Source organism: Aequorivita vladivostokensis (assembly GCF_000952855.1).
GTDB classification, from domain to species: domain Bacteria; phylum Bacteroidota; class Bacteroidia; order Flavobacteriales; family Flavobacteriaceae; genus Aequorivita; species Aequorivita vladivostokensis.
In genome coordinates, this window is sequence record NZ_JSVU01000002.1 from 362,735 (window position 1) to 380,265 (window position 17,531).

17 protein-coding genes are annotated in these 17,531 nt (G+C 42.1%); 11 read left to right on the plus strand and 6 right to left on the minus strand.

Translation table 11 applies throughout. From position 1 onward, the window contains the following. Window positions 1-121: 121 nt before the first annotated feature. The gene (locus MB09_RS04450) at window positions 122-970 is read right to left on the minus strand and encodes a DUF6503 family protein (protein ID WP_045079666.1); all 849 of its coding nucleotides are present in this window, start codon (window positions 968-970) and stop codon (window positions 122-124) included. 350 nt (window positions 971-1,320) lie between these two features. Between MB09_RS04450 and MB09_RS04455 the strand changes: the two genes are divergently transcribed. The 4 genes from MB09_RS04455 (at window position 1,321) to MB09_RS04470 (ending at window position 4,876) form a co-directional block, all read left to right on the plus strand. Continuing rightward, window positions 1,321-2,031: a carboxypeptidase-like regulatory domain-containing protein gene (locus tag MB09_RS04455; RefSeq protein WP_045079667.1), complete on the plus strand. Its 711-nt coding sequence runs from the start codon at window positions 1,321-1,323 to the stop codon at window positions 2,029-2,031. Continuing rightward, window positions 2,021-2,668: a hypothetical protein gene (locus MB09_RS04460; RefSeq protein ID WP_131459814.1), complete on the plus strand. Its 648-nt coding sequence runs from the start codon at window positions 2,021-2,023 to the stop codon at window positions 2,666-2,668. The genes MB09_RS04455 and MB09_RS04460 overlap by 11 nt, the downstream gene beginning before the upstream one ends. A 14-nt stretch (window positions 2,669-2,682) precedes the next feature. After that, window positions 2,683-3,516 carry a TrmH family RNA methyltransferase gene (locus MB09_RS04465; RefSeq protein WP_045079669.1) on the plus strand — a complete coding sequence of 278 codons (834 nt, stop codon included), beginning with the start codon at window positions 2,683-2,685 and terminating at the stop codon, window positions 3,514-3,516. 127 nt (window positions 3,517-3,643) lie between these two features. Next, window positions 3,644-4,876, plus strand: coding sequence for a M48 family metallopeptidase (locus MB09_RS04470; RefSeq protein WP_045079670.1), 1,233 nt, complete (start codon window positions 3,644-3,646; stop codon window positions 4,874-4,876). Window position 4,877: 1 nt separating this feature from the next. On the opposite strand, the gene MB09_RS04475 is transcribed toward MB09_RS04470, so the two are convergent. Further along, on the minus strand, window positions 4,878-6,146 hold the full coding sequence (locus tag MB09_RS04475; protein ID WP_165586671.1) for an erythromycin esterase family protein: 1,269 nt from the start codon (window positions 6,144-6,146) through the stop codon (window positions 4,878-4,880). Between the two features lie 155 nt (window positions 6,147-6,301). Here MB09_RS04475 and MB09_RS04480 point away from each other — a divergent pair, with 155 nt between their 5' ends. Both MB09_RS04480 and pheT read left to right on the plus strand, forming a co-directional pair. After that, window positions 6,302-7,525: an MFS transporter gene (locus tag MB09_RS04480; protein ID WP_084709026.1), complete on the plus strand. Its 1,224-nt coding sequence runs from the start codon at window positions 6,302-6,304 to the stop codon at window positions 7,523-7,525. A gap of 178 nt (window positions 7,526-7,703) precedes the next feature. Continuing rightward, on the plus strand, window positions 7,704-10,130 hold the full coding sequence (gene pheT, locus MB09_RS04485; RefSeq protein WP_045079671.1) for a phenylalanine--tRNA ligase subunit beta: 2,427 nt from the start codon (window positions 7,704-7,706) through the stop codon (window positions 10,128-10,130). A gap of 64 nt (window positions 10,131-10,194) precedes the next feature. Here pheT and MB09_RS04490 read toward each other — a convergent pair whose 3' ends face one another. Next, a complete protein-coding gene (locus MB09_RS04490; protein WP_045079672.1) occupies window positions 10,195-10,770 on the minus strand; it encodes a fasciclin domain-containing protein in 576 nt (191 codons plus the stop codon). A 105-nt stretch (window positions 10,771-10,875) separates the two neighbouring features. Continuing rightward, a complete protein-coding gene (locus MB09_RS04495) occupies window positions 10,876-11,451 on the minus strand; it encodes a fasciclin domain-containing protein (protein WP_045079673.1) in 576 nt (191 codons plus the stop codon). Between the two features lie 249 nt (window positions 11,452-11,700). On the opposite strand from MB09_RS04495, the gene MB09_RS04500 reads away from it, so the two are divergent. The 4 genes from MB09_RS04500 (at window position 11,701) to MB09_RS04515 (ending at window position 13,492) form a co-directional block, all read left to right on the plus strand. Beyond that, window positions 11,701-12,417, plus strand: a complete 717-nt coding sequence (locus MB09_RS04500; protein WP_045079674.1) for a hypothetical protein — start codon at window positions 11,701-11,703, stop codon at window positions 12,415-12,417. 65 nt (window positions 12,418-12,482) lie between these two features. Beyond that, window positions 12,483-12,725 (plus strand): putative signal transducing protein, encoded by a 243-nt coding sequence (locus MB09_RS04505; protein ID WP_045079675.1) that lies wholly within the window; start codon window positions 12,483-12,485, stop codon window positions 12,723-12,725. Between the two features lie 4 nt (window positions 12,726-12,729). After that, window positions 12,730-12,963, plus strand: coding sequence for a hypothetical protein (locus MB09_RS04510; RefSeq protein ID WP_045079676.1), 234 nt, complete (start codon window positions 12,730-12,732; stop codon window positions 12,961-12,963). Window positions 12,964-13,069: 106 nt separating this feature from the next. Beyond that, complete coding sequence (locus tag MB09_RS04515) at window positions 13,070-13,492, plus strand: RDD family protein (RefSeq protein ID WP_045079677.1); 423 nt, start codon at window positions 13,070-13,072, stop codon at window positions 13,490-13,492. Window positions 13,493-13,564: 72 nt separating this feature from the next. Here MB09_RS04515 and MB09_RS04520 read toward each other — a convergent pair whose 3' ends face one another. Next, entirely contained in the window at window positions 13,565-15,184 is a 1,620-nt protein-coding gene (locus MB09_RS04520) for an ABC-F family ATP-binding cassette domain-containing protein (RefSeq protein WP_045079678.1), read from the minus strand. Between the two features lie 172 nt (window positions 15,185-15,356). Between MB09_RS04520 and MB09_RS04525 the strand changes: the two genes are divergently transcribed. Beyond that, window positions 15,357-16,718 carry a TlpA family protein disulfide reductase gene (locus MB09_RS04525; RefSeq protein WP_131459816.1) on the plus strand — a complete coding sequence of 454 codons (1,362 nt, stop codon included), beginning with the start codon at window positions 15,357-15,359 and terminating at the stop codon, window positions 16,716-16,718. A 65-nt stretch (window positions 16,719-16,783) separates the two neighbouring features. Here MB09_RS04525 and fsa read toward each other — a convergent pair whose 3' ends face one another. Continuing rightward, entirely contained in the window at window positions 16,784-17,437 is a 654-nt protein-coding gene (fsa, locus tag MB09_RS04530) for a fructose-6-phosphate aldolase (RefSeq protein WP_045079680.1), read from the minus strand. Window positions 17,438-17,531: the final 94 nt, after the last annotated feature.

The window sequence follows — 17,531 nt, forward strand, 5'->3', positions numbered from 1 at the left end:
TGGCTCCCTTTAGGGCTGGGGTAAAAAAAGTTTTGAAGTCAAATTGACCCCCGACCCCTAAATGGGAAGGGATTGAAATCATTTATACGATTGCCAACTGTTCACTGTCACTGACAACTGTTTACATTTTAACATACTCCGCCTCAGCGGGTTTGGCAAAAACCGAAGATTCCAGCATTGTTTCGGTAGCGGTTACTTTATTGAAACGAATATCCATCTCTTCATCCGTTGGTTTTCCGTCCTCAACATTCCACCACGTTAATTTTTCGGGCAGCAAAAGACCGTTCACGTCCTGCCATTTGTCATATTTTATATAATGGCAATCGTTGCTTTTCTTTTGGTCCATAAATGTTACGGTATAGGCCAGCCATACCATTTTATTGGTGCCGGGTTCAAAATAGAGAATATACTCATCTTTCGAGGAATCACCCACTCCATTGTCATAGGAAACCTTCAAACCATTGTAAAGTTTTCCGTCAAGTTCGGTTGGGGCAACGGCTTCATAATTTGTTCCCGGATCGGATATTACAAAAGGCATTGCGTAGAAATAAAACATTAAATTATGGTAGAAAATTGGGTTGCCCTCATAACCCAGCTTATTCTTTAAGAGCCAAACGCCTTTGCCATCATAGCCTATAGACCAATCCTTGGACTCGATTTTTGTCTTCCGGTCGGGAAGGGAAACGGTATGAGTCTCCAACCCATTTTTACCCTTCATCTCAAAACAGAGGTTGTTCATTTTTTTCCAATTATCCAGACCTCCGTGGGCGATAAATACGGTCTGGAGTGGTCTGGGATAGGTTTTTTCCAGGTTGGTTTGAGTAGTTTTAGGATTTCCATCCGGAGCATCCACTCCAGTGGAGTCAAGTTCAGTGCCCTCTACTCGGGGATCTTCGCCAGTAGTCTTTTTATCATCCCTACAGGCCGCGAGGACTATTAAAAGAAAAGCGAAAAAAGCTAAATTTTTCATATTGATTGGTTTTTAGTTTTTTAAAAATAAAAAAGCTTCCGCAGCATCGGAAGCTTTTTTGAAATGTTTATGATTAATAGACGTGAGAAGTAAGATTTGGGGTTTTAGACTTGTATGATTTAGTGCTTAATAATTTTCTTAACTGTTGAATTTCCCATTGAGGAAATTTTTACGAAATAGACCCGTTTTCCAAAGAAGAAACATTCTTGGTCAACTTGCTATTTTCCAACGCAATAATTTTTCCGCAATATATTGAATACTTTTAGAACCGAGAGAAATAATATCTTCTCTATATTCTTGACGTCCTTCTCTTTTTTTACTATTCTTGCCTTGTTTAAAACAGTTATGCTATGAATAGAAAGCACCTAATACAATTTCTTTTATTGGGCGTTCTTTTCCTGCTACAATCCTGCGACCCGCAGATTATGGATGACCGCCGAATTCTGGTGAAAGGAAATATTGTGGACAGTGAAAACAATCCCGTTGCAAATATTGCGGTCCGCTGCCAAACCTACGGCCTGGTCTTGGGAGAAGCCAGAAGTGATGCCAACGGACAATTTCAATTTACCTCGCTCGATGCCGAAAGCTACAACGGGCTGAATATTATGGTGAATATGAAATCTAACGACTATTATTATGAGGACGGCCACTCTTATGACCTAACGGAAAATCTGGCATACTCGGCCAAACAGTATTTTGACAATTTCACAAACCGTCCGGCAAAGACTTATAATTTAGGGCAAATAAAACTTAACGATGCTGCGCAACTGACGGTCTTTTTCAACAATATTCCCGGCGACAACAACAATGTGCCCTATAAAATGGAATACGACAGCGCCATTTGCCAAATAGACCTAAATGTACCCAATTCAGAGGACTGCAATTATGAGGAATATAATTATTACCAGCAGTTGGACATCAATACTGCCAATTTTCAGACCAATATCAAAAGTCAGTTGGGCTCCACGGTCATTTTTAAATACATTTTAAACAATGAGCCCGAGCAAACTATCTCCATCCCCTTAACAAATACCGAAAATACCTATGTTTTTGAATATTAAACTTTTTTTGGTGGCCCTTACCATCACCAGCCTCACGCTTGCGCAGGAAACCGAAACTCCCACAGAAACTACTGCTGAAACCCGAGATACCAAAGACGGTGGAAAAAACATCGGCAGCATTGTGATAGGCCCGTATATTCCCTTTGCATTTGGCGATAATTTCGTGAATGAGGGAATGGACCTAAAAATGGGCGCGCGAATTGCCTTTAAAGTGAACGCTTACAAAGGAATCTACATTGGCCCCTATTTCAGTTTTTTCAATGCCGATGTGACCAATAAAAATCTGTTGGGAAACTATGACAATACCACAAATACCGTCATAGGAGCTATTGCTGGCTATGAAACGCACATAAGCAAATTCGATTTGAGCATAGGCATAGGGGTGGGCGCTGCAACTTATCACAACGATGGTTATTACGACAATTTCAGTGACACCGCAACCGCCGTTTGGCTTAACCCCGAAGTTGGTTATCGCATTACGCCCTACTTGGGGCTCTATTTTGCGCCCGAACTACGCCACGATTTTATGAACATTGACGCCCCCGCAGAGCTCGGAAATACGTTTGAAGGCGTAAACTATCTAAACCTAAGTTTTGGGCTTCGCATCAATTTGGGTACCGCATATAAGTATCTGTAGCCTATCTTTGCGCCATGCACAAGAACATTACAAGTTTTCAAAATCCGCTGATAAAGCAAATAGTTTTACTTCAGGACAAGTCGCGCGAACGCAGAAAATTAGGGCTTTTCATTATTGAAGGTATGCGCGAAATTTCACTTGCTATTAAAGGTGGCTATCTTATGAAAACGCTACTTTTCTGTTCCGAAATAATTTCCGAAGAAGAAGTTTTCACATTGAAAGAATCCGCAAACAGCGAAACGGAATTTATAGAAATAAGTTCAGAAATCTATGAAAAACTTGCCTATAGAGGTTCTACGGAAGGCGTTTTGGCAATTGCACACACGAAAGATTTAAACATTTCAAAATTAGTCATTTCGGCTCCGCTTAATGACCGGTCCCAGAGCGGAGCCGAAGGGCTTCTAATCCTAATCGCCGAAGCACCCGAAAAACCCGGCAATATCGGCGCCCTGCTTCGCACAGCAGACGCCGCAAAGGTAGATGCGGTAATCATCGCTAATCCAAAGACGGATATGTACAACCCAAACATCATCCGCAGCAGCGTGGGCTGTTTGTTTACCAATAAAGTGGCCACAGGAAGCACTTCGGAAATTATTTCGTTTCTAAAGGAAAACAATATCAATATTTATTGTGCGGCATTGCAGGCTTCATTGCCCTATCACACTTGCGATTTCAAGAAAAGCACTGCAATTGTGGTTGGAACCGAAGCTACAGGACTATCCGACGAATGGCTGCAAAACAGCACCCAAAATATCATCATCCCGATGCAGGGTGAAATAGACAGTATGAACGTATCCGTAGCGGCGGGAATTCTTATCTTTGAGGCCAAGCGCCAGCGTGGATTTTAGCACACAGTTGCAGTCGCAGTTTGCAGTATTAATTTGAAACCTGAAACTTGAAACTCTAATATAGTACCCAGCCCTAAAGAGAGCAAGTAAAACTACCCTTTAGGGGCGGGGGTAAAAACCCAAAACCTTGAAACCAGAAACCCTTTTTTACATAATAATAGCCATCCTCGTCATCAGTTTTGTGATAGATCAGCTATTGGATTACCTAAACGCAAAACATTTCAACGACCCGCTTCCCATCGAATTACAGGACGTTTTTGATGAAGCCGAGTACAAAAAATCGCAGCGCTACAAAAAGGAACGGTACAAATTCGGAATACTTACAGCCACCATTTCCCTCATCGCTACCCTCCTATTCTTCTTTTTTGATGGCTTTGCCTTTGTAGATAGTTTTGCGCGTTCCGTATCAAGCAATGAAATTATAATCGCCTTAGTTTTCTTCGGAATTATTATGATGGCGGGTGATATTTTAAGCACTCCATTTAGTTATTACAGCACTTTTGTAATCGAGGAAAAATACGGTTTCAATAAAACCACCCGAAAGACCTTCTTTCTCGATAAGCTGAAAGGTTGGCTGATGGGCGCAATAATTGGCGGCATTCTTTTGGGAGCGATTATTTGGTTTTACCAAAGCACGGGCCAGCATTTTTGGCTCTACGCCTGGGGCATCATCACGGTTTTTACCATATTTATGAACCTGTTTTACGCGAGATTGATTGTTCCGCTTTTCAACAAACAAACGCCGTTGAAGGAAGGTTCGCTCCGCTCCGAAATTGAAAAATATGCCTCAAAAGTAGGTTTCACGCTCGATAAGATTTTTGTGATAGACGGCAGCAAGCGCAGCACCAAGGCCAATGCCTATTTCTCTGGCTTCGGAAGTGAAAAACGCGTTACGCTTTACGATACGCTGATAAAAGATTTAAACGAAGATGAAATAGTCGCCGTCCTCGCCCACGAGGTAGGCCATTACAAACGGAACCACATTATCATCAACCTTTCCGCCGCCATAATTACGACAGGTTTTACGCTTTGGTTGCTATCGTTGTTTATAGGAAATCCGTTGCTTTCCGAAGCGCTCAATGTTTCACAACCCTCATTTCACATAGGTTTGGTAGCCTTCGGGGTGCTTTACAGTCCAATCTCGGGTATTACGGGATTATTGATGAATTACCTGTCAAGAAAATTTGAATACCAGGCCGACAATTTTGCCAAACACACCTACGCCGCCCCGCCGCTTATTTCAGGTTTAAAGAAACTTTCAAAAAACAGTTTGAGCAACCTCACGCCGCACCCGCTGTATGTTTTTGCGCATTACTCGCATCCTACCCTGTTGCAACGGTTTCGGAATTTGAGGAAATAGGCTACCTGTGCAAAGGTTTCAACGCCGTGGTCTCCTTAAAGAACAACAGCGCGTCGTACCGCAACGGCACGATGGTGGGCACAAACTGACGCCTGTCAAATTGGGGATTGTAAACCACCCCTATCGCCCTGTGGCCCATTACCTTTAGGTTCTCCTCTTTTCTATCCTCGGCATCAAAAATAAGGTACAGGGCGTCCAGTCCCGTCTTTTTTAGCTTGTATTCCACACTGCTCCTCAAGGCTCTCGGAATGGTCATTTCTTCCATTTTGGCGCCCCAGGTGGACCCGGCGATCACCTTTCCTCTATAACTGGCGAATCCTATCAGGAATACATTCTCCTTCCCAAGGCTCTCGCGCTTTAGCTGGCCTATATTTTTCTCGCCCGTATTGCGCATACTGGTAAAGGAAGCATCGCCAATATGGGTATTGTGAGCCCAAACCACGCCCTTGGCGTTTTCGCCATAAAGCGCCAGCAGGTCGCCCACCGTCTCAAACATATGGAAAACCCGTGAATTCCACGAAGCAGCCCCCTTGGAGGCAACGCTTTCCCGATAAAATTCCTCGGCATTGTGGACCACGATCGCATTTTGGAGCAAATAAAAATAGGCGTCATCCGTAAGTGCCCCTAATGCCTCGCGATTGCTCCTTATAAACTCCACCACCCGAGCCGTGGCGGCGGCACAATCCTCCTTTCCGCCTTTCACGGCATGGGCGTACTGCCAACTGTCGCCCTTGTGCGGCTCAAAACAGTTGTACTGTTGCTTGGCGTAATAATAGCTGGCCTCATCAGTGTTTTTGAGCACCTCCAGCACCATTTCCTTGGAATGCCATTCATCATACACATCCATCCCGTAAAAATCTACCTTCTCTTTCTGGGGCAAAGCGTCGTTGTGCTTACGGAGCCATTCGGCCAGGGCCACCACCTCCTCGTTTGCCCACATCCACGTGGGCCATCGGTTGAGCGACATCAAAACTTCCCTCGCCGATTTTCCCGCGCCCTCCGTATTTTTTACATATTGGTTTAGCTTATAAAGACTGGCAAAGTCGCCTTCCACGGCAATAAAATTGAAACCGTGCTCCTCGATGAGCCTTCTGCTTATAATGTCGCGCCACACGTAATATTCGTGCGTACCGTGGCTGGCCTCCCCGAGCAGGACCAACTTTTTATCGCCAGCCGCGGTAATTAGCGGGTCCAAGCTGGATGCGTCCTCCAGCAATCGCGCTTTGTCCGTAAAATCCTGTGCAGAAACCATCATGAGTGAAAAAATCATTAAAACCGTTGCGCGCAACTTCATAAATTGGTTCATTAAATAGCAACCTCAAGATACGCAATATTGCCGACTTGTGCCACTGTAATGGCCTCACAAATTCCAAAGGAAAACGATTGGAAAAAATAAATTACCTTTCAGAGTAAATTAGATCAATCTTGAAACCCATAACCCGCACCGTATGGATCCTCTCCCTCGTCAGCCTGTTTACAGACATGGCCAGCGAAATGTTGTATCCCATCATGCCCATTTATTTAAAAAGCATTGGGTTTTCAATTTTACTGATCGGCATTTTGGAAGGTTTGGTAGAAGCTGTGGCAGGTTTGAGCAAAGGATATTTCGGACAACTTTCCGATAGCAAAGCAAAACGCGCGCCCTTCGTCCAACTCGGCTATTCCCTGAGTGCCATCTCAAAACCGATGATGGCCTTCTTTGTATATCCGCTGTGGATTTTCTTTGTACGGACTACAGACCGATTGGGAAAGGGAATCAGAACCGGCGCCCGCGACGCCATGCTTTCGGCGGAGACCAACAGGGCCAACAAAGGAAAGGTCTTCGGCTTTCACCGTTCCATGGACACTTTTGGGGCCGTCCTCGGTCCTGCCCTCGCTTTGGGCTACCTGTACTTTTATCCCGAAGACTATATCAATCTGTTTTACATAGCCTTTATTCCGGGCGTTTTGGCCGTGGTAGCCTCCCTTCTTTTGAAGGATAAAAAAGTTGTGATTGCTTCTGAAAAAAAGCAGATTCATTTCTTCTCCTTCATCAATTACTGGAAAAAAAGCCCTTCGGAATACCGAAAAGTAGTGCTCGGCCTGCTATTCTTCGCCCTCTTCAACAGCAGTGATGTCTTTCTTCTTTTAAAAGCAAAGGACGCCGGCCTGGACGACACTTGGGTCATCGGCATCTATATTTTCTACAATTTAATCTATGCCCTCACTGCGTACCCCTTGGGAAGTTTTGCAGATAAAATTGGTTTGAAAAAAATGTTCATTTTTGGATTAATCATATTCAGCTTAGTTTACTTCGGAATGGGTTTAACTACAAATTTATATGCCATCATCGCCCTCTTTTTTGGCTACGGAATTTACGCCGCCGCAACCGAAGGTATCAGTAAAGCGTGGATCACAAATATTTCAAAAGAAGAGAATACCGCCACCGCCGTGGGCACCTACACCGCCTTCCAAAGCATCATCGCCATGGTGGCAAGTGTAATGGCCGGATTGTTATGGTTCTATTTTGGGGCGAGCGTTACGTTTATAGTAACCGCTGTCGCGACAATTGCCTTAATTATTTATTTCCTCGGAAATTTTTCGGCAACAACTGATGTTTTCCCGCAAACCCATCTGCCGGACGGGCAAGGTCGCGAAGACCCAAAGTGAACCAATCCATACGTTATCCATTATTCAGCACACGTCATCTATCATCCCGCACCCAGCACCTATCACACTGAGCGCAGTCGAAGTGCAGCACCCAGCACCCGACAAAACAATACCCAATAAATAATAAACAATAAACAATAGAATATTATCTTTGCCCTCTGTTAAGATTTTTACACCTATGACAATTTCATACAACTGGCTAAAGCAATTCATTAACCTTCCGTGGGATGCCGAAAAAACTGGCGAATTATTGACAGACCTCGGTCTGGAAGTAGAGGGAATAGAAGATTTTTCATCCGTAAAAGGCGGCTTGGAAGGGGTTGTGGTAGGCCACGTTCTGGAATGTGCGCAACACACAAACGCCGACCGACTGAAGGTGACCAAAGTTGATGTAGGCAGTGGCGCACCGCTACAAATAGTATGCGGCGCCCCTAACGTTGCTGTAGGCCAGAAAGTGCCAGTAGCCACCGTTGGCACCACGCTTTACGATGCCGAAGAAAAGCCATGGCAAATTAACAAAGGTAAAATCCGCGGGGAGGTAAGCGAGGGAATGATCTGTGCCGAAGACGAACTTGGTATCGGAAAATCGCACGACGGAATCATGGTTTTGGATGCTAAATTAAAACCGGGAACACCCTTGGCCAAAGTTTTGGAAGTTGAAAATGATAAGGTTTATGAAATAGGCCTAACCCCTAACCGCGCCGATGCCATGAGCCATTGGGGCGTGGCGCGCGATCTAAAAGCCGGCCTGCTGCATAAAGGTATTTCGGCTAAGTTAAACACACCGTCCACGAGCAGTTTTAGAGTGGACAACCGTACCATGAAAGTGGCCATTAACGTGGAAGATTCATCATTGGCGCCCCGCTATTGTGGTATAACCATTGGCAATCTAAAAGTAGGCCCCTCGCCTGCCTGGCTTCAAAATCGATTGAAATCCATTGGGCTCGCCCCGATCAACAATATTGTGGACGTTACCAATTATGTACTCCACGAACTCGGGCAACCGCTCCACGCCTTTGATGCCGGAAATATTGCGGGAAATACCGTTAACGTAAAAACGCTACCAGCAGGGACAAAATTCACCACCCTTGACGGCATAGAGCGCGAACTGCACGAAGAGGACCTAATGATCTGTGATGCCGAAAAACCCATGTGCATCGCCGGCGTTTTTGGCGGAATTAACAGCGGGGTTACCGAAAATACCACAAGCATCTTTTTGGAAAGTGCCTATTTTAATCCGGTAAGTATCCGGAAAACCGCAAAGCGCCACGGGTTGAGCACCGATGCCTCCTTCCGCTTTGAACGGGGAATTGATCCAAACATTGCAGATTACGCACTGCGCTACGCCTCCATTTTAATTCTCAAAGTTGCGGGAGGACAGATTACAAGTGATTTGGTGGACATTTATCCTAAAAAAATTGAAGACCACCAGGTTTTTCTCACTTTTGACAAAGCCAATAAACTTATAGGCGAGGAACTTCCAAAGGAAACCATAAAAGATATTCTTACCTCACTGGAGATGAAGGTGAGCAACGTGACGGAAACCGGCATTGGGATGACCATTCCTGCATACAGAAATGACGTTACTCGAGATGTGGACGTTATTGAGGAAATACTTAGAGTGTACGGATATAATAACATAAAGTTTACCCAGAAGCTGAACGCCTCCATATCCACGATTTTACCTGGAGAAGATTATGACGTGCAGAATAAAATAGCATTGCAGCTTACAGGACTTGGTTTTAATGAAATGCTGAATAACTCGCTCACTACCACAGAATATGGCGACCTGAGCGATACAATCAAGAAAAATTATAACGTTACCATGCTCAATCCCTTGAGCAAGGATCTTTCGGTGATGCGGCAGTCTATGTTGTTTTCTGGTTTAGAAGCCATCGAATTTAATAGCAACCGAAAAAATAGTGACCTAAAGTTTTTTGAATTTGGAAAAACCTACCACAATTTTCCGGGAGGCCGAACCGAGACCAAACATTTGGCGCTATTCATCACGGGACTTAAAACCCAAGGCAATTGGGCAAGCCCAGATACACAAAGCAATTTTTTCTTCGGAAAAGGAACCGTTACAACATTAATGGAACGTTTGGGTCTTGATAATTATGCAGAGGAAGAAACTGAAAATGATATTTTTTCGGAAGGAATTGCCTTTAAAAGAAATAAGGCAGTTCTTGTAGAATTCGGGATTATAAAGAAAAAGATTACCAAGGAATTTGATATTGACGCCGAAGTATTTTATGCAGATTTCAACTGGGATGCGGTATTGAAACAAATTTCAACCAAAAATTTCAAGTTGAAACCTATCGCGAAATTTCAAGCCGCGCAACGTGATTTTGCCCTGCTGCTCGATGATTCCGTTCGTTTTGGTGCCTTGAGAGATGCTGCCTTTGCCGCTGAAAGGAAGTTCTTAAAATCCGTGACCTTATTTGATGTTTACAAGGGCAAAAATCTTCCCGAAGGCAAAAAAAGTTACGCATTAAGCTTTACAATTCAAGATGATGAAAAGACGCTGACAGATAAGCAGATCGACAAAATTATGAGCAAGCTCCAACAAAAATTTGAAACGGAATTTGGAGCATCACTTCGATAAAAAACAAAAACAGCGACTCTAAAAAGTCGCTGTTTTTTTTGAATTAATGGGGAATTGGGGCAATTTATTTAGGCAATACAACGCCATCAATAACGTGGATAACTCCATTTGACTGGTTTACATCTGCAATGGTTACCGTGGCCATTCCGCCGTTTTCATCCATTAGCATTACTTTTTTCCCTTTCATCATAGCGGTCAAGGTACCTCCGCTCACGGTTTTGTAAGTTGGTTTTCCATTTCCTTTTTTAATGTCCTTCATAATATCGGCAGCACTATGCTTTCCCGCAAGAACGTGATAGGTTAAAATGGTTTGTAATGTTTTTTTGTTTTCTGGTTTCAATAGAGACTCAACGGTTCCCATCGGAAGTTTTTCGAAAGCCATATTTGTAGGCGCAAAAACCGTGAATGGCCCATCGCCCTGAAGGGTTTCCACCAAATCTGCTGCCTTGACCGCGGCAACCAGCGTAGTGTGGTCTTTTGAATTTACTGCGTTTTCAACAATGGTCTTACTTGGGTACATTTCGGCACCGCCAACCATTACTGTTTTTTCATTCATCATTTTGTTTTGCGCAAAATTGGAAGTTGTTCCAGCCAGAAGGGCCATTGCGAATACTGCTGCTGTAAAGAATTTAGTTTTCATAAAATGTGTGTTTAGTTTAATGTTTACGTACCTATAAACGAAAGTCCCGAAACTGCGGTTTCGCAATTCCGGGACTTTAGGGTTTATTTAACTTTTGGAAAAAGCCTATTCCGAAGGTGGAAATATTAAACCATCAATTATATGGAAAAACCCATTTTTATGGTAATAATCTGGTGCTATGACCTTTGCCTTATTGCCGTTTTCATCAATTAATACAAGCTCTCCCGCTTCCTCAGTAATGGTCAAAAAATTGCCCTCCACGGTATTAAGCCTGGCTTTGCCTCCATTTTTCTTAACGGCATTCATAATACTCTTGCTGTCAAATCTACCCGGAACTGCCAAAAAGGTAACCATCGCTTTCATCAAATCGGTATTCCCCAAAATGGAATCGCGGCTTTTTTTCGGTAGCTTGGTAAATGCCTCATCGGCTACTGCAAAGAGGGTGACCATCTCCTCATTTTCCAATGTGTTGCGCAGCGTTTCGTTTTTTAAAATTTTCGACAATATTCTAAAATTGGGCGCCTCAGAAACATTCGCATAAAAGGATTTGCTGGAAGTGAAGGTTGTTTCACCGTACTTACCGGAAACCTCAACTTGTTCCGTTGTCTTATATTTTTGAGCTGAAACTGTAGTGGCAAAGCAGGTTATAAAAAAAATCAGGAATAGGTAATTAATCTTCATTTGTGTTTTGTTTAAAGGAAACTAAGGCTGAAATTATCCCCATAGCCGTTCGCAAAAATGTTCAAATTTCTAAAATGGTAACGGGTCATTTCATAAAAAATTTCAAGATTGTAAATATAGCAAATACGAGACCAATTTCTGAAGGATTGAAAATGGGATTCTATTATTTAAAATTTTAATCAAACTGTGTTAAATACTTGTTTTGCATAATTGTACTGTGTAAATTTAGTTTTCAAAAAATTGCCTTTTATGTTTTCGCGAACCAATATTGAACAACAGCTGCTGAAATATCGCTCCAAAAGGATTGACGAACACGCCGTTATGGAGGAAGTATCGCGGATTTTTTCTGAAAACGAAAAACAACGCGAAACAATTATTTCCACCTTAAAAGATAAGCCTTCCGAAATTGAAAACCATTTTAATTTTGAGTTGATTGAAAGTTCGCATATCTTTCACATTGACGATATTAAACACCTTTGCATAAATTACCGTTTGCGATTTTTGGACTCGCACTATTTCAAGGGAGATTTCCCCGAAGAAGCCATTTCAGAAATCCGAAATCTTGAAAAGCAACACGCTACAGTACTTAAAAACTTTAAAATTATTGCTCCCGCAAAACTGCTGAAACTTGAAAATGCTGACGATCCGTTGCTTTTTGCTCCCATGGGAAATGATTATTTCTACCTAATACATAAATGGGGAAATGATCTGCATCCGTTTCGGAAATTACTGATGTGGCCCTATAAGAGTTTCGAGAATTTGGTGTTTACCGTGGCTTTGTTCAGTTTGCTTATAACCGCTTTACTCCCTATGCACTGGTTTACACCCCATGCAAGCTTTGCTGAATATCTGTTTTTATTTCTCTTTATTTTCAAGGGAGTGGGCGGAATGGTTATTTTTTACGGTTTCGCCAAGGGGAAGAACTTTAATGGCGCCATTTGGAAGAGTAAGTATTATAATGCCTAACGGAAATTTCCGCCAAATAAATAACCGCATCAAAATTTTAAAGAATTAACTTAATAACGTAAGAAATGTCAGAAAACACAGAAGAAACAGTTCGTATTTACACAGGTTCAGATATTATGGCCGAAGCTCTCGTAGGACGATTGGAGGAAGTGAATATTAAGCCCATACTTAGGGATGACGAACAAAGCGGCGTAATGTTTGGCACAGGAAGTAAGTATGACGACCAAGTGCGCATCTTTGTGCGCAAGGATGAACTTGCCATTGCCCAACCGATTGTAGATGCCTACCTAAAGGAAATAGGAGAATAAATCTATGTCTGAAACAACCCGAATCTACACAGGTCCAACCCTAATTGCAAAAGGTTTGGTTGCCCGTTTAAATGAAATAGGAATTAGCCCGATAGAGCGAAATGATCACGATAGTAGTGTGCACGCAGGTTTTGCAATGAGCATTGCAAACCAAACGATTATTTTTATAAGAAAGGATGAAATGGCCAAAGCACAAACCACCATTGATGATTTTTTAAAAGACATAGGCGAGCAATAATCCGCTCCCCCGCACCTTTGGCGCAAGGACGAACTTGCCATTGTCCAACCGATTGTGAATGTCTAACTAAAAATAGGAAAACTTAATTTACTGGAAATTCACCGCCATGAATGTAAAAAACAAAAGAATACTTGCACTGTTGTTGGATTTGGCGATAATTGGTTTTATCTCCAGCCTTGTTACGAGCATGATTAAATTTGAATGGGAGCTGGGAACTTATTCCCTATTTAACCATCGCATAAGCTTTGGGCTCAGTCTGTCCGTTCTATTTTATTTGGTTTATTTTATACTATGCGATATTTTTTGGAACTCAATGACGATTGGCAAGGAAGTGCTGAAAATAAAAGTTGTTTTACAGGATGGAGCGCCATTGGAGCTGAAGTCGCGAATCTATCGGACACTTTTAAAAACCATTAGCATTCTATTTTGGCCCATTAGCGGCTTAGTATTTTTAGTAAATGGTTATACCTTGGAGGACGATTTCAGTAAGACCAAAACGGTTGAAAAATCATATCGTCTGCCCCAATAAAGAGACAGGCTTTATTTGATAAAAAATCAAATAAAGCCTGTTTTTATATAAAATCCCGAACCGGAATATAATCTATGCTGAATACATTTTTTCGCGTAATTCCTTAATTTTCTTGTCGTCCATATATTCATCAAAAGTCATATAGCGATCAATGGCACCATTTGGTGTAAGTTCGATGATGCGGTTACCCACGGTTTGCGCAAACTCGTGATCGTGCGTAGTAAGCAGTACAGTTCCCTTAAAGTTTTTCAAGGAATTGTTGAAGGCCGTTATCGACTCCAGGTCCAAGTGGTTGGTAGGCTCATCGATCATTAAAACATTGGCTCGCTGCATCATCATTCGGCTTAACATACAGCGCACTTTTTCGCCCCCGGAAAGTACATTGCTTTTCTTTAGGGCTTCTTCGCCGCTAAACAGCATTTTGCCCAAAAATCCGCGTAGAAATACCTCTTCGCGTTCCTCCTCGGTTTTTGCGTACTGACGTAACCAATCCACTAACGAAAGATTATTTTTGAAGAATTCCTCATTATCCAAAGGCAGATAACTTTGATTGGTAGTTATCCCCCATTGAAAGGAACCGGTATCGGGCTTCGCGTGGCCGTTGAGAATTTCATAAAAAGCGGTAGGAGCGCGGGAATCTCGCGAATAGATAACCACCTTATCGCCCTTGGCCAGATTTATATCCACATTTTTGAAAAGCGCCTCGCCATCAATAGATGCGGAAAGATTCTCAACATTAAGAATTTGATCGCCCGCCTCTCGTTCCCGCTCAAAAATAATGGCAGGATAGCGGCGACTGGATGGTCTAATTTCTTCAACATTTAGCTTTTCGAGCATCTTTTTTCGGGAAGTTGCTTGCTTGCTTTTTGCCACGTTGGCGCTAAAACGCATGATAAACTCCTGAAGCTCCTTGCGTTTTTCCTCTGCTTTCTTATTCTGCTGTGCACGTTGGCGAGCGGCCAGTTGGCTACTTTCGTACCAAAAAGTATAGTTACCGCTGTAATGATTAATTTTTCCGAAGTCGATATCGCTGATGTGGGTACAAACGGAATCCAAAAAGTGACGGTCGTGGGATACTACAATTACACAATTGTCATAATTCGCCAAAAAGTTTTCCAACCAGTTTATGGTTTCATAATCCAAATCGTTCGTGGGCTCATCCATTATCAGCACATCCGGATTCCCGAAAAGCGCCTGAGCCAATAGCACGCGTACCTTTTGTTTTCCGTCAAGATCCTTCATTAAAGTGTAATGAAGACTTTCATCAATACCAAGGTTTGAGAGCATGGCAGCGGCATCACTGTCTGCGTTCCAGCCGTTCATTTCCTCAAAGGCAACTTGCAGTTCACCTATTTTCTCCGCATTATCATCTGTATAATCTTCGTAAAGTTTGTCAATTTGGCTTTTTAGGGAAAAAAGTTCCTTGTTGCCTCGCACCACAGTTTCGAGCACCATAAAATCGTCATAGGCATTGTGGTTTTGTTCCAAAACAGACATGCGCTTTCCTTTTTCCAAGTGCACCTGTCCTGAAGTAGGGTCCTGTTTGCCCGAAATTATTTTTAGAAAAGTGGATTTTCCGGCGCCATTGGCCCCAATAATACCATATATATTGCCGCTGGTAAACTGCGTGCTCACTTCGTCGAACAAAACGCGTTTGCCGAATTGTACGGAAAGATTTGAAACTGAAAGCATAAATTTTTAAATTTTGCGCAAAAGTAGCTATTTATGCGACATCCCGAAAACATTAACGTTTTAAAAACCCTTTTAACTACCATTTAACAAATTGCAGGATAAGGGTCGGCTACATTTGTTTTTTAATCCTTATATTTTGGTGTCATTGTTTAGAAAAATACTTCCTCTCTTATTGCTTACCATAGTGCTTTCCTGTAAAGATAAGGAAGGTGCCCTCCAAACGACTACTTGGATAGGTGGACAGATAATAAACCCCACGATGGATTACATTATCTTTTCACGCGGAAATGAGATTTTAGATACCGTTAAACTGGATTCAAAGAATTTCTTCTTATATAAAACAGATAAGATAAAGGCTGGGCTTTACAACTTGAAGCATAACGAATCGCAGGTATTTTATATAGAACCTGGCGACAGTCTGCTATTACATTTGAACACGATGGATTTTGATGAATCGCTGGCTTATTCAGGCAAAGGGGGAGAAAAAAACAACTTGATGATGGACCTTTATCTAACGAATGAAAAGGAAAATCAAAATCTTAGTAATTGGTATAGACTTTCCTCAGAAGAATTTACCCACAAGATAGATTCGCTCAAACAATTGAAATTTCAGGAATATGAAGATTTCATAAGCAAAAATGAAGTAAGCGAGGGTTTTAAGAAGATAGCACTGGCCAATATTAAGTATGATTATTTCAGAAAAAAGGAAATCTATGCGGCAGCCAACCGCAATAACCGGGAAAAATTCTCGGATGATTTCTTTGCTTATCGGGACGACATAGATTTTAAGCGGGAAGACCTTGCGTTTTATTATCCCTACTATCGATTTATGAACCAGTATTTTGAAAACTTGGTTTTTTCGGAATACAAAAATAATGTTGGCATAGATCGGAATTCTTACGATTTTAAATACAGGAAAATTGTTTTGATCGACAGCATGGTGACCTCAGACACCCTTAAAAACAGCCTATTGCGCCAGAATGCACTATGGTATTTATTATACGCCAACAATGCTGAAGAGGGCCAGCGGTTTTTCGACCAATTTTCAAAAATGAATACCGATAAAAAACATCTTGCCGAGGTGGCCGAAATGTTGGAAACCACCATGCAGCTTACCCCCGGAAAGACAGTTCCAAATGTAGCTTTGGTGAATGCGGACAATGTGGTGGAAGATTTGCACAGCGTAATCAAGACGCCTACGGTTATTTATTTTTGGTCCGGCCAATCGCCTTCGCATTACAAGAATATCCACAGCCGGGCGGCAGAGTTAAAATCGAAATATCCAGAATATGCTTTTTTGGGCATAAATACCGATACACACTTTAAAAAATGGCGACAGACTATTGCCAAGTCTGGATATAACCCAATGCAGGAATTTCAGATTGAGAATTTAAGCGATGCGGAAAAAAAATTGCTCGTAAAATATAAGAACAGCGCGATAGTACTTGATAAAAATGGAGTGATCCTCGAAGGAAAAACCAATTTATTCAATACCAATTTTGAAGAATTGTTATTGGGCTTTTTAAATAGATAGTACTACGCCCCACACGCATATTTGCCTTTTTTGAGCTCTTCACAGGTGTCCAAGAGAACTAAATCTTAATTCCCCTTTTTATAATCTTCCAAAAATTGTTTTAAACCAATGTCGGTTAATGGATGTTTCAGCAAACCTTCTATTGATGAAAGTGGTCCCGTCATTACATCTGCGCCTATTTTTGCGCAATTGATAACGTGCATAGTATGGCGCACGGATGCTGCAAGAATCTGGGTTTCAAATCCGTAGTTATCATAAATCAAGCGGATGTCTGCAATCAATTCCAAACCGTCCGTTGATATATCATCCAAGCGTCCGATAAAAGGAGAAACATAGGTTGCTCCTGCCTTTGCCGCCAATAATGCCTGCCCTGCGGAAAATACTAAGGTACAATTAGTGCGAATGCCGTGGTCTGTAAAGTATTTGATTGCTTTCACCCCTTCCTTTATCATTGGAACCTTAACCACGATTTGTGGGTGGAGTTCGGCCAACTCCTCGCCTTCTTTTACCATGCCTTCAAAATCGGTCGCAATTACTTCTGCGGAAACGTCGCCATCCACAATATTGCAGATGTCCACATAATGTTTTAGAATATTGTTCCGGCCCGTAATGCCTTCCTTTGCCATCAATGAAGGATTGGTAGTTACGCCATCAAGCACTCCCAAATCTTGGGCTTCTTTTATTTGGTCAAGGTTTGCTGTATCGATAAAGAATTTCATAGGTATAATTTCAAATTAATTACTGCAAAAATATCGAAGAATGCTCTTATGATATAGTATTGTTGAAAAAGATTAATAAGTTGATAAAACAGGC

Excerpts from the sequence above, each read along its gene's own strand:
- MB09_RS04450 (WP_045079666.1), bottom strand. The coding sequence starts at position 970 with ATGAAAAATTTAGCTTTTTTCGCTTTTCTTTTAATAGTCCTCGCGGCC.
- MB09_RS04455 (WP_045079667.1), top strand. The coding sequence starts at position 1,321 with ATGAATAGAAAGCACCTAATACAATTTCTTTTATTGGGCGTTCTTTTC.
- MB09_RS04465 (WP_045079669.1), top strand. The coding sequence starts at position 2,683 with ATGCACAAGAACATTACAAGTTTTCAAAATCCGCTGATAAAGCAAATA.
- MB09_RS04475 (WP_165586671.1), bottom strand. The coding sequence starts at position 6,146 with ATGATTTTTTCACTCATGATGGTTTCTGCACAGGATTTTACGGACAAA.
- pheT (WP_045079671.1), top strand. The coding sequence starts at position 7,704 with ATGACAATTTCATACAACTGGCTAAAGCAATTCATTAACCTTCCGTGG.
- MB09_RS04490 (WP_045079672.1), bottom strand. The coding sequence starts at position 10,770 with ATGAAAACTAAATTCTTTACAGCAGCAGTATTCGCAATGGCCCTTCTG.
- MB09_RS04495 (WP_045079673.1), bottom strand. The coding sequence starts at position 11,451 with ATGAAGATTAATTACCTATTCCTGATTTTTTTTATAACCTGCTTTGCC.
- MB09_RS04500 (WP_045079674.1), top strand. The coding sequence starts at position 11,701 with ATGTTTTCGCGAACCAATATTGAACAACAGCTGCTGAAATATCGCTCC.
- MB09_RS04505 (WP_045079675.1), top strand. The coding sequence starts at position 12,483 with ATGTCAGAAAACACAGAAGAAACAGTTCGTATTTACACAGGTTCAGAT.
- MB09_RS04510 (WP_045079676.1), top strand. The coding sequence starts at position 12,730 with ATGTCTGAAACAACCCGAATCTACACAGGTCCAACCCTAATTGCAAAA.
- MB09_RS04515 (WP_045079677.1), top strand. The coding sequence starts at position 13,070 with ATGAATGTAAAAAACAAAAGAATACTTGCACTGTTGTTGGATTTGGCG.
- MB09_RS04520 (WP_045079678.1), bottom strand. The coding sequence starts at position 15,184 with ATGCTTTCAGTTTCAAATCTTTCCGTACAATTCGGCAAACGCGTTTTG.
- fsa (WP_045079680.1), bottom strand. The coding sequence starts at position 17,437 with ATGAAATTCTTTATCGATACAGCAAACCTTGACCAAATAAAAGAAGCC.